Origin of the sequence: Allosphingosinicella sp., from assembly GCF_035626655.1 — a bacterium.
Taxonomy (GTDB): domain Bacteria; phylum Pseudomonadota; class Alphaproteobacteria; order Sphingomonadales; family Sphingomonadaceae; genus Allosphingosinicella.
Genome location: NZ_DASPNF010000005.1, coordinates 42,215 through 62,253, shown reverse-complemented (window position 1 = coordinate 62,253; position 20,039 = coordinate 42,215). Strand labels below are relative to the sequence as shown.

19 protein-coding genes, 1 tRNA gene and 1 riboswitch are annotated in these 20,039 nt (G+C 69.0%); of the genes, 11 read left to right on the top strand and 9 right to left on the bottom strand.

Translation table 11 applies throughout. The features are described 5' to 3' along the window. Positions 1 to 61: 61 nt before the first annotated feature. Genes bamA through fabZ form a run of 3 tightly spaced genes read left to right on the top strand, consistent with a single transcriptional unit; the run spans position 62 to position 3,887 of the window. The gene (gene bamA / locus VEC11_RS03115) at positions 62 to 2,752 is read left to right on the top strand and encodes an outer membrane protein assembly factor BamA (protein WP_464129015.1); all 2,691 of its coding nucleotides are present in this window, start codon (positions 62 to 64) and stop codon (positions 2,750 to 2,752) included. Further along, on the top strand, positions 2,752 to 3,393 hold the full coding sequence (locus tag VEC11_RS03110) for an OmpH family outer membrane protein (protein ID WP_464129013.1): 642 nt from the start codon (positions 2,752 to 2,754) through the stop codon (positions 3,391 to 3,393). The genes bamA and VEC11_RS03110 overlap by 1 nt, the downstream gene beginning before the upstream one ends. Continuing rightward, positions 3,393 to 3,887, top strand: a complete 495-nt coding sequence (gene fabZ, locus VEC11_RS03105) for a 3-hydroxyacyl-ACP dehydratase FabZ (RefSeq protein ID WP_464129012.1) — start codon at positions 3,393 to 3,395, stop codon at positions 3,885 to 3,887. Before VEC11_RS03110 ends, fabZ begins: the two co-directional genes overlap by 1 nt. Here fabZ and VEC11_RS03100 read toward each other — a convergent pair whose 3' ends face one another. Genes VEC11_RS03100 through VEC11_RS03085 form a run of 4 tightly spaced genes read right to left on the bottom strand, consistent with a single transcriptional unit; the run spans position 3,888 to position 8,146 of the window. Then, positions 3,888 to 4,559 (bottom strand): ABC transporter ATP-binding protein, encoded by a 672-nt coding sequence (locus tag VEC11_RS03100; protein ID WP_464129010.1) that lies wholly within the window; start codon positions 4,557 to 4,559, stop codon positions 3,888 to 3,890. Beyond that, a complete protein-coding gene (locus tag VEC11_RS03095) occupies positions 4,556 to 5,524 on the bottom strand; it encodes a FecCD family ABC transporter permease (protein WP_464129009.1) in 969 nt (322 codons plus the stop codon). Before VEC11_RS03095 ends, VEC11_RS03100 begins: the two co-directional genes overlap by 4 nt. Then, complete coding sequence (locus VEC11_RS03090) at positions 5,521 to 6,294, bottom strand: ABC transporter substrate-binding protein (RefSeq protein ID WP_464129008.1); 774 nt, start codon at positions 6,292 to 6,294, stop codon at positions 5,521 to 5,523. Before VEC11_RS03090 ends, VEC11_RS03095 begins: the two co-directional genes overlap by 4 nt. Then, positions 6,284 to 8,146, bottom strand: a complete 1,863-nt coding sequence (locus tag VEC11_RS03085) for a TonB-dependent receptor plug domain-containing protein (protein ID WP_464129007.1) — start codon at positions 8,144 to 8,146, stop codon at positions 6,284 to 6,286. The genes VEC11_RS03090 and VEC11_RS03085 overlap by 11 nt, the downstream gene beginning before the upstream one ends. A gap of 102 nt (positions 8,147 to 8,248) precedes the next feature. After that, positions 8,249 to 8,417: riboswitch (cobalamin riboswitch) on the bottom strand. Between the two features lie 106 nt (positions 8,418 to 8,523). Here VEC11_RS03085 and rpmE point away from each other — a divergent pair. Together rpmE and VEC11_RS03075 are read left to right on the top strand one after the other, a co-directional pair. After that, positions 8,524 to 8,754, top strand: a complete 231-nt coding sequence (gene rpmE, locus VEC11_RS03080; protein WP_464129005.1) for a 50S ribosomal protein L31 — start codon at positions 8,524 to 8,526, stop codon at positions 8,752 to 8,754. Then, positions 8,754 to 9,287 carry a GNAT family N-acetyltransferase gene (locus VEC11_RS03075; protein ID WP_464129004.1) on the top strand — a complete coding sequence of 178 codons (534 nt, stop codon included), beginning with the start codon at positions 8,754 to 8,756 and terminating at the stop codon, positions 9,285 to 9,287. The genes rpmE and VEC11_RS03075 overlap by 1 nt, the downstream gene beginning before the upstream one ends. Before the next feature lie 3 nt (positions 9,288 to 9,290). Here VEC11_RS03075 and VEC11_RS03070 read toward each other — a convergent pair whose 3' ends face one another. The 3 genes from VEC11_RS03070 to VEC11_RS03060 form a co-directional block, all read right to left on the bottom strand. Further along, entirely contained in the window at positions 9,291 to 9,554 is a 264-nt protein-coding gene (locus VEC11_RS03070) for a hypothetical protein (protein WP_464129002.1), read from the bottom strand. Positions 9,555 to 9,648: 94 nt separating this feature from the next. Next, complete coding sequence (locus tag VEC11_RS03065; RefSeq protein ID WP_464129001.1) at positions 9,649 to 10,758, bottom strand: CaiB/BaiF CoA transferase family protein; 1,110 nt, start codon at positions 10,756 to 10,758, stop codon at positions 9,649 to 9,651. A gap of 19 nt (positions 10,759 to 10,777) precedes the next feature. Next, entirely contained in the window at positions 10,778 to 11,968 is a 1,191-nt protein-coding gene (locus VEC11_RS03060) for an acyl-CoA dehydrogenase (protein ID WP_464128999.1), read from the bottom strand. Between the two features lie 173 nt (positions 11,969 to 12,141). On the opposite strand from VEC11_RS03060, the gene VEC11_RS03055 reads away from it, so the two are divergent. Then, on the top strand, positions 12,142 to 13,446 hold the full coding sequence (locus tag VEC11_RS03055) for a hypothetical protein (RefSeq protein ID WP_464128998.1): 1,305 nt from the start codon (positions 12,142 to 12,144) through the stop codon (positions 13,444 to 13,446). Between the two features lie 23 nt (positions 13,447 to 13,469). Here the strand turns inward: VEC11_RS03055 and VEC11_RS03050 are convergent. Both VEC11_RS03050 and VEC11_RS03045 read right to left on the bottom strand, forming a co-directional pair. Then, positions 13,470 to 13,559 (bottom strand) — tRNA-Ser (locus VEC11_RS03050). A 34-nt stretch (positions 13,560 to 13,593) separates the two neighbouring features. After that, positions 13,594 to 14,424 (bottom strand): hypothetical protein, encoded by an 831-nt coding sequence (locus VEC11_RS03045; protein ID WP_464128997.1) that lies wholly within the window; start codon positions 14,422 to 14,424, stop codon positions 13,594 to 13,596. A gap of 184 nt (positions 14,425 to 14,608) precedes the next feature. On the opposite strand from VEC11_RS03045, the gene VEC11_RS03040 reads away from it, so the two are divergent. From VEC11_RS03040 to metG, 5 genes are read left to right on the top strand one after another with little or no spacing between them, the layout of a single operon-like run. Further along, entirely contained in the window at positions 14,609 to 15,628 is a 1,020-nt protein-coding gene (locus tag VEC11_RS03040) for a lytic murein transglycosylase (protein ID WP_464129683.1), read from the top strand. Between the two features lie 23 nt (positions 15,629 to 15,651). Continuing rightward, positions 15,652 to 16,830: a D-alanyl-D-alanine carboxypeptidase family protein gene (locus VEC11_RS03035; protein ID WP_464128995.1), complete on the top strand. Its 1,179-nt coding sequence runs from the start codon at positions 15,652 to 15,654 to the stop codon at positions 16,828 to 16,830. A gap of 7 nt (positions 16,831 to 16,837) precedes the next feature. Next, positions 16,838 to 17,458 carry a dTMP kinase gene (gene tmk, locus VEC11_RS03030; protein ID WP_464128994.1) on the top strand — a complete coding sequence of 207 codons (621 nt, stop codon included), beginning with the start codon at positions 16,838 to 16,840 and terminating at the stop codon, positions 17,456 to 17,458. Then, on the top strand, positions 17,455 to 18,444 hold the full coding sequence (locus tag VEC11_RS03025; protein ID WP_464128992.1) for a DNA polymerase III subunit delta': 990 nt from the start codon (positions 17,455 to 17,457) through the stop codon (positions 18,442 to 18,444). The genes tmk and VEC11_RS03025 overlap by 4 nt, the downstream gene beginning before the upstream one ends. Before the next feature lie 33 nt (positions 18,445 to 18,477). Next, a complete protein-coding gene (gene metG / locus VEC11_RS03020; RefSeq protein WP_464128991.1) occupies positions 18,478 to 20,037 on the top strand; it encodes a methionine--tRNA ligase in 1,560 nt (519 codons plus the stop codon). The last annotated feature ends 2 nt before the right edge of the window (positions 20,038 to 20,039 follow it).

Below are 20,039 nucleotides of genomic sequence, written 5' to 3'. Positions count from 1 at the left end.
GCTGACAGGGAGTGTAAAAGGTCCGGGCGAAGCTCCGACCCTAGAGTGAAGGCGGGGACGCGTGACGGCGAACAGAGTTTTTCCAAAGGGACGTACATATTGCGCCGTACTGCTGGTCGGCACGGTGCTCGGCGGCACGGCGCTGCCCGCGTCGGCCCAGCAAACGGCCCAGCCCGTGGCCGCGCAGCCCGCGGCTGCGCAGCCGACCACCGCGGTCACCACGCCCGCGCCGCAGCGCCAGATCGTCTCGGTGTCGGTGAGCGGCAACCAGCGGCTCGAGCCGGAAACCATCCTCTCCTACACCAACCTGCGTCCCGGCGAGCCCTATGACAATGAGCGGCTCGACCAGGCGCTCCGCGACCTGCTCGCCACGGAGCTGTTCGCCGACGTGCAGATCGCCGGCGCCGATACCGGCAATCTCGTGATCCAGGTCCGCGAGAATCCGGTGATCAACCGCATCATCCTCGAGGGCAATCGCCGCGTAAAGGACGACAAGATCGCGCCGGAAATCCGGCTGGCGCCGCGCCAGATCTTCACCCGCAGCCGCGCCCGGGCGGACGTCGCCCGGATCATCGAGCTCTACCGCCGCCAGGGCCGCTATGCCGCGACCGTCGAGCCGCAGATCGTCCAACTCGACCAGAATCGCGTCGACGTGGTGTTCGAGATCAACGAGGGGCCGAAGTCGCGCGTCCGCCGCATCAACATCATCGGCAACGAGCAGTTCGGCGACGGCCGCCTGATCAGCGAAATGGCGACCCGCGAGCATGTCTGGTACAATATCTTCAGCTCGCGCGACACCTACGACCCCGACCGTCTCGCCTATGACCAGCAGAAGCTCCGGCAATTCTATTTGACCCAGGGCTATGCCGACTTCCGCGTCGTCTCGGCGGTCGCGGAGCTCACGCCCGACCGGCGCGACTTCATCATCACCTATGTGGTCGAGGAAGGGCAGCGCTACCGGTTCGGCGACGTCGCCGTCGAGAGCGACATTCGCGACTTCAGCCCGGAGCAGCTGCGCGCCAACCTGCCGATGCGCACCGGCCAATATTACAATGCGCAGCAGGTCGAGGACACAGTCACCCGGCTCAACGAGCTCGCCGGCCTGTTCGGCTACGCCTTTGCCGACGTCCGCCCGACCTTCAACCGCAACCGCGAAAACCTCACCATGTCGGTCACCTTCCGGGTGGCCGAGGCGCCGCGCGTCTATGTCGAGCGGATCGACATTTCAGGCAACACGACGACGCGCGACAAGGTGATCCGGCGCGAGTTCCGGCTCGCCGAGGGCGATCCGTTCAACAACGTCCGCGTCCGCCGCTCGCGCGACCGCATCCAGTCGCTCGGCTATTTCCAGGAGAATCTGGAGATCACCCAGACCCAGGGCTCGGCGCCCGACCGCGTCATCCTCGGCGTCGAGGTCGAGGAACGGGCGACGGGCGAGCTGCAGCTCTCGGCCGGCTTCTCCAGCCTCGAGCGCTTCCTGGTCAATCTCTCGGTCCGCCAGCGCAACTTCCTCGGCCGCGGCCAGGAGCTGCGCGCCGCAGTCAATTATTCGAGCTACTCCAAGTCGGTCGAGCTGGGCTTCACCGAGCCCTATCTGTTCGACCGCAACATCGCGATCGGCTTCGACCTGTTCCGCCGCGACCTGGACAGCTTCAACTTCTTCGGCAACGACCGCACCACCACCTACGAGCAGACCACCACGGGCGGCCAGATCCGCGCCGGCGTGCCGATCACGGAAACGCTGTCGCTCGCCCTGCGCTACGGCCTCTCCTATGACGAGATCACGCTCAACCCGGACATCTACTTCACCGATCCGGACGGCACCGGGCCGCTGCCCGCCGCCTGCGACCCGCTGATCGCCGGCCGCTATCTCTGCGACGTGATCGGCAACCGGCTGAACAGCTCGATCGGCTATTCGCTGGTCTGGGACACGCTGAACAACCGCATCCGGCCGAGCCGCGGCGCGCGCTTCGTGATCAGCATGGACTATGCCGGCCTCGGCGGCGACGTGCGCTTTCTGCGCACCCGCGTGAACGCGGCCAAATACTGGACCGTGCTGGGCAACTTCGTCTTCTCGATCCAGGCCGAAGGCGGCTACATCCACAGCTTCGAGGACGGCAGCCCGGGCATCGATCCGGTTCGCCTGACCGACCGCTTCTTCCTCGGCAATCCGCAGATACGCGGCTTCGACATCCGCGGCGTCGGGCCGCGCATCCAGCGCCTGCGCTACACCTTCGATGTCGATGACAACAATCCGGACGGGCCGGCGCAGAATGTCGCGCTCGACGAGGATCCCCAGAACATCACCGACGACGCGATCGGCGGCCGGGCCTATTATGTAGCCCGCGCCGAGCTCGAAATTCCGCTGGGCGCGAGCGTCCGCGAGCTGGGCCTCCGGCCGAGCATCTATATCGACGCCGGTGCGGTGTTCGGCGTGCGGTCGCCCAATCTGATCGACATCAATCCGGACAACCCGCTCGCCTTCAACGAGTGCACGCTCAATGCCGGCGGCACGACGCGCCTCACCCGGGGCGCCTGCAACTCCACCACCGAAACGCTCACGCGCTTTGCGACCACTCCGTTCACAGAGCGCTTCCTCGGCGATTCGCCGAGTCCGCGCGTCTCGGTCGGTTTCGGCGTCAACTGGAACTCACCCTTCGGGCCGTTCCGTATCGACATCGCCCGTGCCCTGCTCAGCGAGCCGGGCGACGACACCAAACTTTTCACGTTCAACGTAGGGACAGCATTCTGATGAAGACCAAGATTATCCTTGGCGCGGCCTTTGTCGCGCTCGCCGCCACCGCCCCCGCGGTGCTGCAGGCCCAGCAACTGCCCGCGCCGGTCATCGCCGTGGTCAATACCGACCAGATTTTCGGCACCTGCACCCAGTGCGCCGCCGCCAATACCCAGCTCCAGGCCCAGGCGAATCAGCTGCAGCAGCGCGTTCAGGCCCTGCAGACGCAGATCCAGACCGAGGGCAACGCGATCGAGCCGCTGATCCGCGCGCTGAACGGTGCCCAGCCCGATGCCGCGCTCACCACGCGCATCCAGAATTTCCAGACGATGCAGCAGAATGCCGAGCGCGAGATCGCCGCATCGCGCGAGCGCATCCAGCGCAACGTGAACTTCGTCCGGCAGCAGATCGGCCAGCGCGTCCAGCCGGCGATCGCCACCGTGCAGCAGCAGCGCGGCGCGACCATCGTCGTCGACACGAGCCAGGTGCTGGCCTCGTCGCCGGCCCTGGACATCACGCCCGCGGTGCTCGCGATCGTGAACCAGAATGCGACGCCGCTGAACGTGAACGCGCCGCAGCAGGCCGCGCCGGCCCGTCCCGGCACGCCGACGCCGCCGGCGCCGGCCCAGCCGAACCGGCCGCGGCCGCAGGGCCGCTAATGGCCGATCAGGAAGGCGGAGCGGCAGCGGCCGCCACCGGCGTCCCCTTCGACGTCCGGCGGGTGATGGAATCGCTGCCGCACCGCTATCCGATGCTCCTCGTCGACCGCGTCGAGGAGATGGTGATCGACCAGCGCATCGTCGCCGTGAAGGCGGTGACGATGAACGAATTGTTCTTCCAGGGTCATTTCCCCGGGCGTCCGATCATGCCCGGGGTGATGATCATCGAGGCGCTCGCCCAGGCGGCGGGCGTGCTCGCGGTGGAGAGCCTCGGCCTCGCCCATTCGGGCAAGCTCGTCTATTTCATGTCGATCGAGAACGCGAAGTTCCGCAATCCGGTCGAGCCCGGCGTGCTGCTCCGTCTCGAATGCGACCTGATCCAGCGGCGCGGGCCGGTCTGGAAGTTCGGCGGCAAGGCCTATGTCGGCGACAAGCTCGCCACCCAGGCCGATTTCACCGCGATGATCGCGGACCCGCCGGCAACCCCCGACTGATCAGGCGGCGACGGGCTGCCAGCGGCCGTCCACTCTCTCGATCCCGAAAATCGCAGCGACATGCGGGCCATCCAGGCCCTCCGCGGCGATCCGTCCCTTGTCCATGACGAGGATGCGGTCGGCGAAACGCTGCGCCGCGTCGAGATCGTGGATTGCGACCAGGGCCGCGCGGTCCCCGCGGGCAATTTCGGCGCGGATCAGCGCCATCAGCCGCAATTGCCAGAGCGGATCGAGATTGGCGGTCGGCTCGTCGAGCAGCAGCAGGTCCGGCTTCGGCGCCAGCGCGCGGGCGATCAGGACGCGGCCGCGCTCGCCGGTGGAAAGCGTGTCGACACGCCGGTCGAGCAATTCCTCAAGTTCCAGCCCCTCGACCGCCCCGCCGCCGCCGCCGAGCGCGATCAGGTCGCGGGCGAGCAGCGGCCAGGGGAGGTCACGCGACGCGGGAAGATAGGTGAAGGCCCCTGGCCGGGCCGCCGGGCCGAACATGCGCGGGTCGACGCCGTTCAGCGAGACGGTGCCGCCGGCTCCTCCGATCCCGGCCAGGGCATGGAGCAGGCTGGTCTTGCCGCTGCCGTTCGGGCCGACCAGAGCGACGAGCTCGCCCGCCGCGACCGCCAGCGACGCATCGTGCAGACGCCCGGGGAGCGAAAGGCCGGAAGCGGTCAGCATCATGACGTCACCCGCCAGCGCATATGCACGACCAGCCAGAGGAAGAAGGGCACGCCGATCAACGCGGTCAGCACCCCGATCGGCAGGGTCCGGCCGAGCGGGGCGAGGCGCACGGCGAGGTCCGCGGCGGTCAGCAGAAGTGCGCCGATCATCGCTGCGGGCAGGATCGCCCGCCCGGGATGGCCGCGCACCAGTCGCCGCGCGAAGATCGGCGCGATCAGGCCGATGAAGCCGATCGCCCCGCAGATCGCGACGCAGGCGCCGACGCCCAGCGCGGTCAGGCAGACAATCTGCAGGCGCAGGCGGCTGATATTGTGACCGAGCGACTGCGCCACCTCCTCGCCGAGCGCCAGCCGGTCCAGGGCCGGCGCGAGACGGAGCAACAGCAGGATGACGAGCAGACCGGGCACGGCGGCGAAGGCGGCCTGGTCGAGGCTGCGGTCGATCAGCGAGCCCATCAGCCAGTCATAGGCGTCGTAGAAGGCGAAGGGCGAGGGGGCGAGCGCCAGCGCCAGGGTGGTGAGCGCCCCCGCCAGGGCGCTGATCGCAAGGCCGGCGAGCAGCAGGGTCGCGGTCTCCGCCTTCGGTCCGGCCAGCGCGAGCAGCAGCAGCAGGGCGAGGAGCGCGCCCCCGACCGAGCCGATGGCGAGTCCGGCCGGCGCGGTCAGGTTGAAATAATAGGCCGTGACCACCGCGCCGAGCGCCGCGCCGCTGGTCGTGCCCGTGAGATCGGGCGAGGCGAGGGGATTGGCGAACAAGGCCTGCACCGCCGCGCCCGCCGCCCCGAGGGTCGCGCCATAAGCGAGGGCAAGCAGAGTCCGCGGCAGGCGCAGCTCGCCCAGCACGGCGAGGCCGAGGTCCGGATTGGCCGCGAACAATGCCCGGAGCGGCCCGAACGGCAGCAGCAGCGAGGCGGCCGCGACCAGCGCCAGCGCCGCCAGGAGCAGGAGAATCGCCCGCGCTTTCATCGCGCTGCCTCCCGCCGCAACCGCTCGATCTCCTCGATCAGCAGCGGCCCCATGCAGGTCCACCGCCGCCCGTCGGTCGGCAGGGTCCGGAGCGCGGCCGCGTGGCGGGCGGCCGGATGGGACAGCCAGCGCTGGTCGCTGGAATATTGGCCCGCGCGATAGTCGCTGCGCAGCAGCAGGGCCGGTGGACTGGCGACGAGCGTCTCGAGCGGGACGCGGTCGCCCTGCAGCGGCCGCTGCCGCAAGCCCGCCAGCACCATCCATTGCGCCTCCAGGCCGGTCGCCGCCACCGTGCGCCCGCCGCCGCCGAGCCAGATCGTGTCGATCCGGCCGCCCCGTGGCCGGCTGCGGATCAGCGCGCTCATCCGCCGGATCAGCGCCGTGCCCGCCTCCGGCCGGCCGATTGCGGCGGCGAGGCGGCGGACATTGTCGGCGACGTCGCCGAGGGTCTGTGCGAAGACCAGATCGAGCGTGCGGATGCCGAGCCGTGCGGCGATGCCGAGCCGGTCGCGGGTCCCGCCGCCCATGGTGACGACCAGGTCGGGCTGCAGCGCGACCACGGACAGCAGGCTGCCGTCGTTGCGCGGATAGGCGCGCGCCTGCCGCCAGAGCGGTGTCTCCGCCTCCTGCTGGGCGAGATGGGTGACCGAGGCGATCTGCCCCGGCGCGGCGAGCATGAGCAGCAGCTCGTCCGTGCACAGGTTCAGCGATGCAACCCGCCGGGGCGCCGCGTCCGCCGCCCCGCCGAGCAGCAGCGCGCTAGCGGCCAAGAGCGACGCGAAGACCCGCATAGACCGTCCGTCCGGGCGTGTTGTAGCCGACCACGTCCTGATAATCGGCGTCGAACGCATTCTCCACCCGCGCATAAAGCTCCAGCTGCGGAAGGATCCGGTAGCCCAGGCGGAGCGAGCCGAGCACATAATCGTCGAGCCGGACCAGTGCCGCCGGGAACAGGTCGAAATCCATATCCCGCCGGGCACCGACCCAGGCCAGGCTCGCGCCCCAGCTGAACCGGCCGCGCTCGCCCCAGGCCGCGAGGTTTGCCGTGCTGCGCGGCCGGCGCACCTCGCGCAGCTGGGCAGTGCCCGCGACGCGCTGCTCGCTCGCGTCGAGCCAGGTATAATTGGCCTCGACGTTCAGCCAGTCGGCATGACGCCACGACGCCGACAGTTCGATGCCGTCACGCCGGCTCTTGCCCGACGCATTGGCGGTGCTGGAGAAGTTGGAGGCCGGATCGAACGTATCGACGATCTCGTCGCGCAGCCTGCCGGTGAAGCCGGTCAGCCCGACGGCGAAATGCGCGTTGGCCCAGCGTATGCCGGCCTCCCAGCCGCGTGACGTCTCGGGCCTGAGATCCGGATTGCCGATGAAGGAGCCGGGGAAGAAACCGTACAGGTCGTAAAAGGTCGGCTGGGCAACGCCCTCGCCATAGGCCGCGTGCAAAGTGATGCCGGCGCCCGGGCGGACGAGCAGCGAGGCCCGGAAGGTGGTCTCGTCGGCGAAGGCGCTGAAATCGTCATGGCGGACGGCGAGGTCGGTGACGATCGCCGGCGCCCATTCCGCCCGCCATTCGCCGACGATCGCGGTGAGGCTGCGCGAGCGGTCCTGGTCGGTGAAGCCACCGAACGATGTGTCGCGGGCGCGGAAATTCTCCTCCTGCCGCTCGACCGCGGCGATGATGGTATGGCCGCCGAGCCGGCGCGAGATCTGGCCGCCGAGCGTCAGCCGGTCGCCGAACGTGCTGTTCAGCGGCGCGCCGGCGAGGCGGTTGCGGTTGGCGCTGTCCAGATAGGAGGCTTCGCCGCGCACCGCCCAGTCGTGCCACTCGCCCGCGGCGAAGGCCCGCACCGCGCCGATCCGGTTCCGCGTCGAGTCGAGCGTGTCGGCCCGCAGAAAGGTGAGGGGGTCGAAGCCGTCATAGCGGGAGCGCCCCTCGACCCAATGGCCGGTGACGCCAAGACGGACTGTCTCCGCCGGTCGCGCCTCGATGCGAAGCGACGCGGCGAGATTCTCGAAGCCATCGCGGTCGCCCGCGCCACCGCCCAGCGAGTCGATCCCGTCGCTGCGCTGCCAGCCGAGCCCGGCGCTGATCCCGACATTGCCGGTCCGCAGCGCATAGCGGCCGAAGAGTCGGGCGCTGTCGTGGCTGCCATATTCGCCCTCGCCGACGAAGCCGGTCCGGCGAAAGGGATCGGCCGTCTCGACCGCGATCACCCCGCCCAGGGCTTCGGAGCCCCAGAGCGCCGATTGGGGGCCGCGCACGACTTCGATCCGCGAGAGCAGGTCGCTGGTCAGCAATTCGAAGCGGGCCTCGTTGCCCGCGGCGGGATCGTTGAAGCGGATGCCGTCGACAAACAGCAGTGTGTGGCTGGCCTCGGCGCCGCGGATCCGGAGCTGGGTCTGCGTACCGCGCGGGCCCGTCGTCGCGACCGTGACACCGGGCGTCAGCCGCAGCAGGTCGGCTGCAGCGGGCAGGTCCAGCGCCCGGATCCAGGGCTCGCCCAGCACGGTCGAGGAAACGGGGGCGGCGTCGGCGGCGACCGGCTCGAGGGCCCCGGTGACGACGATCTCCGCATCGGCCTGAAGCGCCGACGCGGTGAGAAGAAGCAGGGATAAAGTCATGTTTTTCCTCCTGAAACGACATACTCACATGTCGCCTCGGAGGAACCGCGCGGCCGTCAGCGGACCAGGCGGTGCCACGCACCGCTGGCTGGTCCCGGCCGGGTGCGGACGACGGCGAAGGCAGGTCTCCTGGCTCGCGGGTCCCTGCGCGTCTCCCCACTTGGAGGGGAGGGCGCTCGCCGCTTACAGTTGCGGGCACAGCGCCGGTTTCTCACCGGCTTCCCATTTTCACCGCCTTTTGACGGGCGGCACCTTCACGGCTACGGGCTTATTGCGGTGCAGCACGGCTTGTCAATCGCGGCCCCAGCGGCTAGAGCGCGGCCTGCTTTTTCCTACAGGCTGGTCGGAACCAGCCAAAATCGCGGAAGATCAAAGACATGAAGACCGAGACCCACCCCGATTACCACTTCATCACGGTCCAGATGACCGACGGCAGCACCTTCCAGACCCGCTCCACCTGGGGCAAGGAAGGCGACACGCTGCAGCTCGACATCGATCCGAAGGTCCATCCGGCCTGGACGGGCGGCAACACCCGCGTGATCGACCAGGGCGGCCAGGTGGCGCGCTTCAACAAGCGCTTCGGCGGTCTGACCCTCGGCAAGAAGTGATGGCGGCGCGCGCGGCTCCGGTCCTGGAGACCGCGCGGCTCATCCTTCGCCCCTTCGAAGAGAGCGATCTCGACGCCCAAGCCAGGGCCATGGGCGATCCCGAGGTCATGCGCTATCTCGGCGCGAACCCGCTGTCGCGGGAGGATACCTGGCGGCGCATGCTCTGCGCGCCCGGCCTCTGGACCCTCGTCGGCTTTGGCTATTGGGCGGTCGTGGCGCGCGACGACGGGCGCTATCTCGGCCAGCTCGGCTTCGCCGACTTCAAGCGCGACATGACGCCATCGATCGAGGGGCTGCTCGAGATCGGCTGGATCTTCGCCCCCGCCGCGCAGGGGCAGGGCTATGCGACCGAGGCGGCGCAGGCCGCGCTCGCCTGGGCCGATGCGGTGCTGGCGCCGGACGAGGTCGTCGCGATCATCGACGCGGAGAATGCGCCGTCCATCCGGGTCGCGGAGAAAATCGGCTTCAACGAAAATGAGCCCGCCACCTATCGGGGCGAGCCCATCCTCCTGTTCAGACGCAGGCGCGCCTGACGCTTACTGCGTGCGCTGCGACGCGCGCCACTCCTCGGCGGTCCGGCAGACGCGCCGATAGGTCATCCGGCTCTGCGAACCGGTTTCGACGCGGCGGCAGATGCGGCGCTCCCCGTCGGCGCCCTGGCCGCCACTACCGGTGCTTTCCGGCGTGTTGCTCTGCGTGGCGAGTTCGCCGGCGCTGCCACTCACGGCGCCGCTGCCGCCCTGCGCGAAGGCCGGCGTGGCCACCAAAGCAACCGAAGCAAGTGCAACAAATACCCTCATCGGAAAAGACCTCCGCCCAATGTTTCCAATTTTCAGCAGTCGCAGCCACATAATGTGGACCGGAACGTGACGCAAGTGGCTGGATGTGCGCAGTTTATCGTTTCGTCGCATCGGCTCCCGGGAGACGGGGGCTCGGCCTGTCCGCGACCTGCCTGTTGCCGTCGATGACGATCGGGGAGGCGATTCCCGGCACCCCGCCGGGCGCGATCTGCAGGCCGCGCGCGATCACCTGCGGATCGGCGAACACCTGGGCGACGTCGTTGATCGGCCCGGCCGGAATGTCCGCTGCCGCGAGCGCGGCGAGCAGTTCGTCGCGCCGGCGCAGCGCGATGGCAGGCGCGAGCAGGGCGTCGAGCGCCGCCCGGTTCCGCACCCGCCCCGCATTGCTCGCATAAAGCGGATCTTCGGACAGCCCGAGCAGGGCGAGCAGCCGCTCGAACTGCGCGTCATTGCCGACCGCGACGATGACATGACCGTCCGCGACCGCGAAGGCCTGGTAGGGCGCGATATTGGGGTGGGTATTGCCGAGCCGGTGCGGGACCTCGCCGCCGATCAGCCAGTTCATCGCCTGGTTGGCGAGCACGGCGACCTGCACGTCAAGCAAAGCCATATCGATATGGCAGCCGGTCCCGGTCGCCTCGCGCCCCCTGAGCGCGGCGAGGATGGCACTCGAGGCATAGACGCCGGTGAAGATGTCGGCGAAGGCGACGCCGATCTTCTGCGGCTCGCCGTCGGGATCGCCGGTCAGGTCCATGATCCCGCCCATGGCCTGGATCATGACGTCATAGCCGGGGCGGCCCGCATAGGGCCCGTCCTGTCCGAAGCCGGTGATCGAGCAATAGACGAGCCTCGGGTTCACTTCGCGGAGGGAGGCGAAATCGAGCCCGTATCTGGCGAGCCCGCCAACCTTGAAATTCTCGATCAGCACATCGGCGTCGCGGACGAGTTCGCGCACCTGGTCCTGGCCCGTCCTACTCTCCAGATCGATCGCGACGGCTGTCTTTCCCCGGTTGCAGCCGTGGAAATAGGCGGCGCTGCCGTCCGCGGCGAAGGGCGGCCCCCAGCTGCGCGTATCGTCGCCGGCTCCGGGCCGCTCGACCTTGATCACCTCGGCGCCGAGATCGGCGAGCAATTGCCCCGCCCAGGGGCCCGCAAGGATCCGGGCGAGCTCGACGACCTTCAGCCCGGCGAGCGGCTTGTCCATCATCCCTCCACGAGCAAAATCAGAACGCCGGAATCCCCGTGATCGCGCGGCCGAGGATCAAGGCGTGCACGTCGTGCGTGCCCTCATAGGTGTTCACGGTCTCGAGATTGGCGGCATGCCGCATCACCTGGAATTCCGCCGAAATGCCGTTGCCGCCATGCATGTCGCGCGCGATCCGGGCTATCTCCAGCGCCTTGCCGCAATTGTTGCGCTTGATCATGCTGATCGTCTCGGGGATCAGCTCGCCTTCGTCGAGCCGCCGGCCGACGCGGAGCGCGGCCTGGAGGCCGAGGGTGATCTCGGTGACCATGTTGGCGAGCTTCAGCTGCACCAGCTGGGTCGCGGCGAGCGGCCGGCCGAATTGCTTGCGGTCGAGCGTGTAGCTGCGCGCCGCGTGGAAGCAGGCTTCGGCCGCCCCCATCGAGCCCCAGGCGATGCCGTAGCGGGCGCGGTTGAGGCAGCCGAACGGCCCGGCAAGGCCCGAGACGTTGGGGAGGAGATTTTCCGCCGGCACCTCGACCTCGTCCATCACGATCTCGCCGGTGATCGAGGCGCGCAGCGAGAGCTTCTCCTTCACCTTGGGCGCGGTCAGGCCCTTCATGCCCTTTTCGAGCACGAAGCCCCTGATCCGTCCCTCATGCTCGTCCGACTTCGCCCAGACCACGAAGACGTCGGCGATCGGCGAGTTGGTGATCCACATCTTCGAGCCCGAGAGGAGGTAGCCGCCGTCGACCTTCTTCGCCCGCGTGCGCATCGAGCCCGGATCGGAGCCTGCATCCGGCTCGGTCAGGCCGAAGCAGCCGACCCACTCGCCGGTGGCGAGCCTCGGCAGATATTTCCGGCGCTGTTCCTCGGAGCCGTAGGCGTTGATCGGGTGCATCACGAGGCTGGACTGGACCGACATGGCCGAGCGGTAGCCGCTGTCGACCCGCTCCACCGCCCGCGCGATCAAACCGTAGCTCACATAATTGAGGCCGGCGCCGCCATAATCGGGCGAAATGGTCGCGCCGAGCAGGCCGAGCTCGCCCAGCTCGTTCATGATCTCGCGGTCGAAGCGCTCCTCGAGATAGGCGGAGGTGACGCGGGGCTGCAGCCGGTCCTGGGCGAAGGCCTCGGCGGTGTCGCGCACCATCCGTTCCTCGTCGGAAAGCTGCGCGTCGAGCGCGAAAGGGTCCACCCAGTCGAAGGGCAGGGGCTTGGGGTCGGCCATGAAACGATCTCCTGTTCGCCGCCGCCTAGCCGAGCCGTTGCCGTGAGGGAAGATCGACGTCGAGCCCGCGTGAGGCGGGGCCACAGCGGGAGATGTCCAGCCCGTTCATTTTGTTGGATTAATGTTGGATTCGGCGGTTCATGTGCGAGTCTCCTCAAACCAGGAGACAGACAATGCCGGACGTCACGCACCATCGCGACTTCATCAACATCACGGACTTTCAGGATCCTGCGAACGGCAACGATCTCACGGAAGCGCTGGAAGCAATCCTCTATTCGGCCTTTCCCGGCTTGGACGCGATCCAGGTCTTCATCCCGGAGGGCGAGTATGTCGTCACGCGGCAGCTCATCCCCGCCCGCCCGGTCACCATTCGCGGTGCCGGCATGTTCGCCACCATTCTCGATTTCGCCAGCGTCGCCGGCATCGATTCGATCATGGTCGGGGCGATCAGCATCGGCGCGCTCGCGACCCTGCAGGAAGACGACCTGGACGACGGCAAGGTCACAGGAGCCAATGGTGCGGACTTCTCATTCATCGAGGATCTGACCATCCGGATCAGCGGCACCCGGCCCGGGGGCTTCGACTATGGCCTGTGGAGCGCCGCGCGCGTCTTCGCCCGCAACCTGCGGTTCGACGAGTGCGGCGCCAAGCTCGAGGCGGGCACGAGGATCGCCGGCAGCGGCGACGTCGAGGGCAACGCCAATCTCTCTGAGCTCAGCAATTGCCACGCCATCCGCCCCACCGAGCATGGTTTCATGTTTGACGGCGACGATGCGAATGCCTGCAAGGTCTTTGGCTGCAATGCCTTCGTGCCGGCCGTCGGCTGCTTCGGCTTCTATGACGCGAGCTTTCTCGGCAACAGCTATGTCGGCTGCCATACGGACGGCGACAGCACCGGGGCCGCCGGCTACAAGGTGGAATATGGCAGCGGCGCCAACCGCTCGGTCTTTGCCGGCTGCTATGCCGAACCAAATTTCACTGGAGACGCCTGGGATGTCGCCCTCCCGGCTCTGATCATCGCTCCGATGGGCGAAATGCCGGCGCCGTCCTACAACACGAACGCCGTCCTGGCGGGCGCCGGCGGTGCGGGCTTCGTTATCGCCGATCAGCTCAGCTTCGTCGCCGATCTCGCCGGCTCCACGCTCGGCGACGCGAGTCATCCGGGGACCCGCCTCTCTCCCGGCGGCATGCTGATCCGGGGGCAGGGCGACGGTAATTTCTACTATTTGATCGGCCAGGGCGGCGGCTACGGCCTTGCCGGCGGCACTGGCGCCTCCATCGTCAAGCAGGAGGCCGCCAATCCGGGCAATCAGTACGAACTGATCCACTTCGGCGACACCCGCAACCGCCCGGCCTTTCCGCGCGGCTTGGTCGCCACGCTGCCGACTTACGCCAATAACAGCGCCGCGACCGGCGGCGGCCTTACGGCGGGCGAGGTCTACCAGACCTCCACCGGCGAGGTGCGGATCGTCGTCTGACGCCGGTGACAATAGTGACCGAGTGGCGGACAGGGTGGGATTCGAACCCACGGTGGGCGTGAACCCACGGCGGTTTTCAAGACCGCTGCCTTAAACCACTCGGCCACCTGTCCACGCAGAGCGCTTATCCCGAAGCAGGGAAGGGCGCTAGGCCCAGGCCGCCTCGTAGATGCGGCTGCGCTCGGCCTCGGTGAGTTCCAGATCCCTGAGGCCCACGTCCAGCGCGTAGCTGCGGCCCTTGGGCGAGCGCAAGGCGAGCACCCATTGCTGGTCTGGCGGCGCATCGGCGGGCGGGCGGACGAGAAAGGGCTCCTCGCCGGGGCCATAGGCCTTGACCGAGGCACGCGCCGCGCCGGGCGGGCGGAAGTGGATGGTCAGGCAGTTGGACGGCATGTGCCGGGTCGCCTGCTCGATCGGCGCGATCAGCGGATCGGGGCTGGCCGCGGCCTTGGCCAGGCCGCCGCGGCCAATGGCCCACCACCAGAGCAGGCCGACGAGCGGGAGGATCAGCAGGAGGAAGGGCGCCGCCCATTGCGAGAAACTCGGATCGCGGTCGATCTCCGGACGCAGCATCGCGCGGGACGGGTCCTGCGGGTCGTACCACACCGCGGGGGTGAGGATCGGAGCGCGGCCGTCGAGCCAGACGTCGGCCTGCCGCTCGCCCCCGCCTTCCTCCGGGCGCAGCGTGTAGGTCACCGTGAAACTGCAGCCCTTCGGCGTCTCGGTCCCGCTGAGCCGCCGGCGGTAGGAGGTGCAGCTCCCCTCGGCATCGCCGGTGGCCGCGGCCATGACGCCGCGCTCGCGCAGGTCTGCGCGCAGGCTCGCCTCGTTCCAGCGCACCACGCCCCAGTAGAGCGAGGGGCCGAAGAGCAGCAGGCAGAAGGCGAGGCCGATGAGGCGGCCGCGCCGGTGTTTCGGCGTGGTGACGAGGGCGATCGGACGGCGGGGGAAGGCGGCGAGGACCGGGGAAGCGCTCATGCATGGGCTCCTTCGCGAAGCGGCAACTATGTGGCGGTCGCTTCAGGCTTGCAACCAGCCGCAAAAACCCGTCCTTCCCCCTTGCTCCGCCGCGGTCCATATGAGAGTCGACCTTGGTCGAGGGGTGCTTATGCGTTGGATGTTCGGGCTTGCTGCTTGCCTGCTGCTGGCGGGGACGCCGGCCATGCGGGTCGGGACCATCGATCTGCCGTTCGGCGAGGCGCCCGCCGCGGCGCAGGGCAGGGGGCTCAGCGAGGCGGGGTTCCAGGCCTATCTGCCGCGGCTCAGGGCCGAGGCCGAGCGCGCCGGCATCCGCCGCGAGACGCTGGACCGGATCTTCCCGACGCTGACCTTCTCGTCCCGCACCGTCCAGCTCGACCGGTCGCAGCCCGGCGGGACGCCGGGCGTCACGCCGAGCGGCAGCAATCCTCCCTTCGCCCCGTTCCGCGCGCGCCATGTCACCCGGGCGCTGATCGACCGCGGGCGCGCCCGCTATGCGGCCAATTTGTCGCAACTTCGCGAATTCACCCGCCGCTACGGGGTGCCGGGCACGATCATGGTCGCGATCTGGGGGAAGGAGACCGGCTACGGCTCCTACATGGGCAATTTCGACCTGCTCAACAGTCTCGCCAGCCTTTCCTATGACGGCCGCCGGCGCGAGCTGTTCACCGCCGAGTTCATCGCCACCTTGCGCCTCGTCGAGCGCGGCTTCGCGCGGAGCGAGCTGCAGGGCAGCTGGGCGGGCGCGGCCGGTCATCCGCAATTCCTGCCGAGCGTCTATCTGCGCCTCGCCGTGGACGGCGACGGCGACGGCCGCTCCGACATCTGGCGCAGCCATCTCGATGCCCTGGCCTCGATCGCCAATTATTTCCGCGCCTCGGGCTGGCGGCCGGGCCTGCCCTGGGGCGTCGCCGTGCGCGTCCCCTCGGGCTTCGACCGCGAGGCGGTCGCCAATCGCCTCCGCGCGCCGCGCTGCCCCGCCGTCTTCGCCCGCCACAGCCGCTGGCTGACCGGCCGCGAATGGGAACGGCGCGGCATTGCCAATTCGCTGCCGCCCGACGCCATGGCGACCTTGATGGAGCCGGACGGGCCCGGCGCCACCGCTTATCTGCTCACCAACAATTACCGGGTGATCCTCGACTATAATTGCTCGAACTTCTACGCGCTCACCGTCGGCATCCTCTCCGATTCGATCGGGCGCTGACCTGTCAGGACATCAACACCATCATGACCCGCAAGCCTTTCTACCTCCTCGCCTCGGCCCTCCTCATCGCCATGCCAGCCGGCGCCGCGGCGCCGCCCTTCGAGACCGCGGCGACGACCGCGATCATGGTCGACCTCTCCTCGGGCGCGGTGCTGTACGCCAAGGACGCGGACCGCCGCATGCCGCCCGCCTCGATGGCCAAGATGATGACCACCCATGTGGCGTTCGACCTGATCAAGCGCGGCCAGCTCAACCCCAACCGGATGTGTACCGTCCGCCCCGAGACCTGGCAGCGCTGGCACGGGCCGGCGGCGGGCTCGACCATGTTCCTCTCGCCGGGCGAGCAGGTGAAGGTCAGCGACCTGCTGCACGGCATCGTCACCCTCTCGGGCAACGATGCGAGCGTGGTGCTTGCCGAATGCATCTCCGGCAACGAGGCGGCCTTCGTCCAGCTGATGAACCGCCATTCCCGGCAACTGGGCCTGCGCAACTCGCATTGGGGCAATCCGGTCGGCTGGCCGGACAATGGCGTCACCTACACGACGGCGCGGGACCTCGCGACGCTCGCCGCCGCCACCATCCGGGACTATCCCGAGCTCTACCGCGATTATTATGGCGTGCGCGAATTCACCTGGGGCCGCACCATGGGCACCAACCAGGCGATCACCCAGGGCAACCGCAATCCGCTGCTCGGCCGGGTCAACGGCGCCGACGGCCTCAAGACCGGCCATACCGAGGAAGCGGGCTACGGCTTCACCGGCTCGGCGGCGCGCGACGGCCGGCGCATCGTGATGGTGGTTGCCGGGCTCACCAGCTTCAACCAGCGGATCGAGGAATCGGTGCGCTTCATGGAATGGGGCTTCAACGCCTGGCAGTCCCGGCCTTTGCTCCGCCAGGGCCAGCATATCGGCGAGGCGCAGGTGCAGGGCGCGACCGTGTCCAGCGTCGGCCTGGTCGCGCAGCGCCCGATCGCGGTCACCTATCCGGCCGGGCTCGGCCAGAACATCCGCGCGAAGATCGTCTATACCGGCCCGGTCCGCGCCCCGATCGCGCAGGGCCAGCATATCGCCGACCTGGTCGTCGAGACCGGCGACGGCACGCCACCCCAGACCATGCCGCTCGTCGCCGAGACCGAGGTCGGCGAGGCCGGCTTCTTCGGCCGCATCTGGTACGGCCTGAAGAGCCTCTTCGGCGCGGCGTGACGCCCGCGTGAATCCGGGCCGCTTCATCACCCTCGAAGGGGGGGAAGGCGTCGGCAAATCGACCCAGGTGAAGGCGCTTGCCGCGGCGCTGCGCGCCCGCGGCCTCGATGTGATCGAGACCCGGGAGCCGGGCGGCAGCCCGGGCGCCGAGGCGATCCGAAGCCTGCTGCTCCACGATCATCGCTGGCCGCCGGAGGCCGAGGCGCTGCTGTTCGCCGCCGCCCGCGCCGATCATGTCGCCGTCACGATCCGGCCGGCCCTTGCGCACGGCACCTGGGTGGTGTGCGACCGCTTCGTCGACAGCTCGATCGCCTATCAGGGCGGTGCTGGCGGCCTCGGCTTCGACGCAATCCGGGCGCTGCACGCGTTCGGCAGCGGCGGCTTTCGGCCCGACCGCGTGCTGCTCCTTGAGCTGCCCAGAGCAGAAGCGCACCGGCGCGCCGGCGACCGCGACCAGGGCGCCGCCGACCTGATCGGCGGCCGCGCCGTCGACTATCATCGGCGCGTCACCGAGGCCTATCGGCGCCTCGTCGAGGAGGCGCCGGACCGCTACTGCGTGGTTGACGCCTCGGGCAGCGCCGAAGAGGTGACCGCGCGCCTGTTCGCCGCGATCGAAGATCTGCTGTGACCCCGCTCTACGGACATGAAGAGGCCGTCGCCGCCTTCCGCGCCGCGCTCGACACGGGCCGGCTTCACCACGCCTGGCTGCTCGCCGGGCCCGAGGGGGTCGGCAAGGCGCTGTTTGCCGACAAGGCCGCGCTCCGCCTGCTCGCGGAAGGCGCCGGACCGCCGGTTCATGCGCCCGGGCTCGACGTCCCCGACGAGCATCCGGTGGCAAGGCTGGCCGCCGCCGGCAGCCATCCCGATCTCGCCCGGCTGGAGCGCCTGACCAAAGAGGGCGGCACCGAGCTCGCCCGCTCGATCAGCGTCGATCAGGTGCGCGGCCTGCAGCGCCTGTTCGCGACCACGCCCTCGCTTTCGCCGCGCCGCGCCGTGGTGATCGACGCGATCGACGATCTCGAGCGCAATGCCGCCAATGCCCTGCTCAAGAATCTGGAGGAGCCACCGCCCGACACGCTCTTCCTGCTGGTCAGCCATTCGCCCGAGCGGTTGCTGCCGACGATCCGCTCGCGCTGCCGCCTGCTCCGGCTCTCGCCGCTGGGACCCGACGCCATGACGTCGGCCTTGCGCGCGGCGCTGCCGGATGCGGATGCGGAGGAGATCGAGGCCCTGGCCGGGGTCGGCGAGGGTGCACCCGGCCGGGCGATCGCCTGGCGCGGGCTCGACATCGATGCGCTCGACCGGGAGATGGATGCGCTCGTGCGCCAGGGCGATCCGATCAATGCCCGCCGCTCGGCGCTCGCCGCCAGCCTGTCGACCAAGGCCGCCCAGGGCCGCTACGAAGCCTTCCTCGCCCGCGCCCCCGCGCGCATCGCCGCCGCGGCAAAGGGACGGGGCGGCCAGGCCCGCGCCGAGGCGATCCGCCTCTGGGAGCGCGCGACCAACCTCGCCGGCAGTGCCCAGCGACACTCGCTGGACCCGACGAGCGTCGTCTTCGAACTGGCCGGCCTGCTCGCCGCGCTCGCAGAGGGGGAGGGCCGGGACGCGGCTTGAGCCACCGCGCCAAACCCTCTACGCGCTCAGGCCATGGGCGAGCCTTTCTACATCACTACGGCGATCAGCTACCCGAACGGGCGGCCGCATATCGGCCATGCCTATGAGGCGATCGCGACCGATGCGATCGCGCGCTTCCAGCGCCTGCGGGGCCGCGACGTCTTCTTCCTGACCGGCACGGACGAACATGGCCTGAAAATGGCCCAGGCCGCCCGCGAGCGCGGCCTTGCGCCCGCGCAGTTTGCCGAGGAAATGTCGAGCACGTTCAAGGCGATGGACGACGCCTTGAATATTAGTTACGACCGTTTCATCCGCACCACCGAGCCCGCCCATCACAAAGCGAGCCAGGCGATCTGGCAGGCGATGGCGGACCGGGGCGACATCTATCTCGGCCGCTACGAGGGCTGGTACTCGGTCCGCGACGAGGCCTATTATGACGAGAGCGAGCTGGTCGTCGCGGACAGCGGCGAGAAGCTCTCGCCCCAGGGCACGCCGGTCGACTGGACGGTGGAGGAGAGCTGGTTCTTCCGCCTCTCCGCCTATCAGGAGCCACTGCTCGCCCATTATGCGGCCCAGCCCGACTTCATTCGCCCCGAGACGCGGCGCAACGAGGTGCTGCGCTTCGTCGAGGGCGGGCTCAACGACCTCTCCATCTCGCGCGCCAGCTTCGACTGGGGGGTGAAGGTGCCGGGCAGCCCGGACCACGTCATGTACGTCTGGCTCGACGCCCTGACCAATTACATCACGGGGGTCGGCTATCCCGACAATACAGAGACTTACAGGAAATTCTGGCCAGCCGATCTTCATATCATCGGCAAGGACGTGGTGCGCTTCCACACGGTGTACTGGCCGGCTTTCCTGATGTCGGCCGGGATCCCGCTCCCGAAGCGGGTGTTCGGCCACGGCTTCCTGCTCCACCGCGGCGAGAAGATGTCCAAGTCGCTCGGCAATGTCGTCGACCCGCTCGAGCTGGTCGAGGCGTTCGGCGTCGACCAGCTCCGCTATTTCCTGCTGCGCGAGGTCACCTTCGGCCAGGACGGCGGCTACAGCGCCGAGGCGATCGTGACCAAGGTCAATGCGGATCTCGCCAACAGCTTCGGCAATCTCGCCCAGCGCACGCTGAGCTTCATCGCGAAGAATTGCGACGGGGTGCTGCCCCCGGAAGGGAAGGGCGACCCCGCGGATGCGGAGCTCCTCGCCCTGGTCCGCAAGGCAGTCCGCGAGGAGGTGCCGGCCCAGTTCGAGGCGCTGGCGCTCAGCTTCGGCATCGAGGCCTGGCTGAGGGCGGTCTTCGCCTGCAACCAATATATCGACGCCCAGGCGCCCTGGGCGCTGCGCAAGACCGATCCCGAGCGGATGGCTGCTGTGCTCGCCACCCTGTGCGAAGCGATCGTCGACCTCGCCATCGCCATCCAGCCCGTCATCCCGGCCTCGGCGGCGAAACTGCTCGACCAGCTCGGCGTGCCGGCGGACGAGCGGGACTGGCCCGCATTGGCCGACGAGGGCCGCTATGCCCGGCTCGCCGCCTCGGGCTTCACGCTGGCGCCGCCGAGCCCGATCTTTCCACGGCTTGAATTGCCGGCAGATACCTGAAT